The sequence below is a fragment of the Cysteiniphilum marinum genome (assembly GCF_014857925.1).
GTDB lineage: Bacteria > Pseudomonadota > Gammaproteobacteria > Francisellales > Francisellaceae > Caedibacter > Caedibacter marinus.
Window position 1 is genome coordinate 1 of record NZ_JACYVZ010000079.1, and the last position, 2,656, is coordinate 2,656.

Annotated in this window: 4 protein-coding genes; all 4 read left to right on the forward strand. The window is 34.9% G+C overall.

Going from position 1 to position 2,656, the window contains the following annotated elements; translation table 11 throughout:
• Positions 1-22 precede the first annotated feature (22 nt).
• The 4 genes from IE867_RS14210 to IE867_RS14225 all read left to right on the forward strand — a co-directional run bounded on the left by IE867_RS14210 (position 23) and on the right by IE867_RS14225 (position 2,584).
• Positions 23-910 (forward strand): hypothetical protein, encoded by an 888-nt coding sequence (locus tag IE867_RS14210; RefSeq protein ID WP_192485371.1) that lies wholly within the window; start codon positions 23-25, stop codon positions 908-910.
• Positions 911-1,162: 252 nt separating this feature from the next.
• Complete coding sequence (locus IE867_RS14215; RefSeq protein WP_192485372.1) at positions 1,163-1,333, forward strand: hypothetical protein; 171 nt, start codon at positions 1,163-1,165, stop codon at positions 1,331-1,333.
• The gene (locus tag IE867_RS14220; RefSeq protein WP_192485373.1) at positions 1,312-1,551 is read left to right on the forward strand and encodes a hypothetical protein; all 240 of its coding nucleotides are present in this window, start codon (positions 1,312-1,314) and stop codon (positions 1,549-1,551) included. The genes IE867_RS14215 and IE867_RS14220 overlap by 22 nt, the downstream gene beginning before the upstream one ends.
• A 280-nt stretch (positions 1,552-1,831) precedes the next feature.
• Positions 1,832-2,584 carry a hypothetical protein gene (locus IE867_RS14225; RefSeq protein WP_192485374.1) on the forward strand — a complete coding sequence of 251 codons (753 nt, stop codon included), beginning with the start codon at positions 1,832-1,834 and terminating at the stop codon, positions 2,582-2,584.
• Positions 2,585-2,656: the final 72 nt, after the last annotated feature.

Consider the following 2,656-nt stretch of genomic DNA (forward strand, 5'->3'; position numbering starts at 1 on the left):
AAAATTTAAGAGGATTCAAACCATGTTATTTAAAAATAAAACCAATCAGCCAGAAATTACAACAAATAACACCAACCTTTACCTTGGCGGTATGTATGGATTAGGTAACTACAGCAAAGCATACGCTGTACAGGGCTTTAAATTAGCCATTTTACGTAAAATTGACCTTAAAGCCCTATGTGACGATAGCAAAGAAGCCGTTACCAAGCGCATGAACGAGTTACACAAAGATATTGCAAAAGATATTAACTATCAAGCGGGCAAGTCAGCCGATAGATGTATTGATCACTTTGTACAAAAGCGTTTGTTTCAACTAAGCCATGAGTTACCTAACTCAAGATTTGCTGATCATGTTTGGTATAAGGTGGAGCCAAGCTATAGGCATGAAGAAATCAGAGATGACGGCTATATTAATTCAGCCATTAACAACGAAAACAAAGGTTTTTCTAGTTTGTACAAGCTTATGCTAGCACGTAAGTTATGGCAAAGCTTAAGCAGTGCCAGTTTAGAGCGTATTAACATTTACGAAACCACAGGAAAGTATAGGGTGATTGACGGCTATTTGTACTTTGGTGATAGGTTTAATCTTGAGTATAACGACAATTACAGTACACAACTTACGTTACCCCATACCTACAAAACAGAAGTTTTAGGCTCAGGCTTAGAGGTTATCGACAACAAATATCTAACCATCACCTTAACGCCATACGATAGCATTATCAAGGATTGCCAGATGCACCAAGCCGAGCTACTGAAAGTTAAAAAGCTTTTTAAAGACTCAGAGATCGAGCAAGCCTATATTGCCAAGCTAGATGATCAAGTCGTTATAGCCAAAACGCACGAGCAGCTAATGCGTAAAGTGATTAAAGTTAAGGAAGCGGTTAAGGATAGCCACAGTCAAGCTGCATAGTCAGGAAAAGTTACCGTTTAATCTGTTCTCATTCTACGCAACTTAGTTGCTCAAAAATCTGTCGCCTTAAACTGAGTCACACTCCGCTTACGCTCACGTGTGACGACCTAGTTTTTAATGTCTTTTGTAACAAGCCAAAATTGAAATGCAAGGGCTACGCAAGTGCCTACGGCACCCTTGCATTTAATTTTTATTGCTTGTTGCAAAAGGGTTGTGAACACACACAAACCACAATCAAAAGGAATAAGTAAAATGTTAATGTATGCAAGTAAATACCATTTATTTTTTAAAAAATATAATGTTACAGCAGTTCAGATAGCTGTTGCTAAAAATATCAGTGAGAAAGAAGCCATTGAAATCATGGATAAATGCAAAAAGGTTTATGAATGGGAATTAGAAAAATGCACAACAAATACATATTAAATAATGGGAAAACTATTCAAGTTGTAGGCATTTGTGACTGGTCAAGGATATTAGTTAAATTGGAAGGATATGATGTAACACTTTGTATCGTTGATAGCCTTATCCACTCAATGACAGATTATGAAGAACCATGCTCAAGACTTAAAGCAGATTATCAGCTTACGCCATCGGAGCTAGACAGAATAAGATCAGATTATCCTGATACCTGTTCATTTTGAACCATATAAAAAATAAAAAAATCTAAAAAAATCATCACTTAATCTGTTCTTATTCTACGCAACTTAGTTGCTCAAAAATCTGTCGCCTTAAACTGAGTCACACTCCGCTTACGCTTGCGTGTGACGACCTAGTTTTTAATGTCTTTTTTAACAAGCCCGAAATACCTGTCAAGGGTAAATGGCACGCTACGCGCCCTTGACAGGTATTTCTAAATGGCTTGTTGCAAAAAGGTTGTGAACACACACAAACCACAAACCAAGAATTAAAGGAGTTAGAAAAATGATTGGTATATTTTCAAGAAAAAACAAAAGAATTAATCAGCTAGAAAAGTCATTAGGAAGAAGCCTTGAAATATCAAAGGAGTTATCAGAAAAGAAGGGCGAATATTGTGATAAGTATATTGATGCATCGCGCAGCAATATTCAGTTATCAAGCGAAGTAAATAGATTAACGACAGAAATAAACCAAATCAAAAAGAAATATGAAGATTTAGAACGTAGCTCAAAGATTAACATTGATTCATTAAAGGTTGAACTGGATAAAAAAAGTAACTTGTTAGAAGATGTATGCGAAGAAGCAAGAGCATCAGACTTCTTTATAAAAAATATATTTTGGGAAAAAGACAATTATTCTATTGAAAACAAGGAACTAAAAAAGCAAATCAAAGTTTTAAAGCGCTATCAATACCAATATCAAGCAGATCAAGAAAACAGAACGCGCTTAAGTGAACAGAAACAAGATAATCCGTTGCTCATAGAAATCTTAAGATTGAGAGATCATTACCCAACAACCGAAGAATTAATCAAAGAGCATAAATATCTTAAATATTCTTTAGAGGAGATTGAAAAACCAATGTCATATATTGATTTTATATTGTACGAAATTGATGACGATGCGGTTATAGAAAAAAGAAGAGACATGCTTGAGATTGAATACGGTTACACAGAACAACAATTCAAAGAGTTTGAATATTATTGCAAGCAACGTATTGAAAAAATTGAATTGATATTAGAGGGTAGTGACAATGCGTAATCAAAACACACAAAATAAACAAAACAAACAAACCTACAACGAATTTGTAAACGAAATCGCCCAAAGCATTAA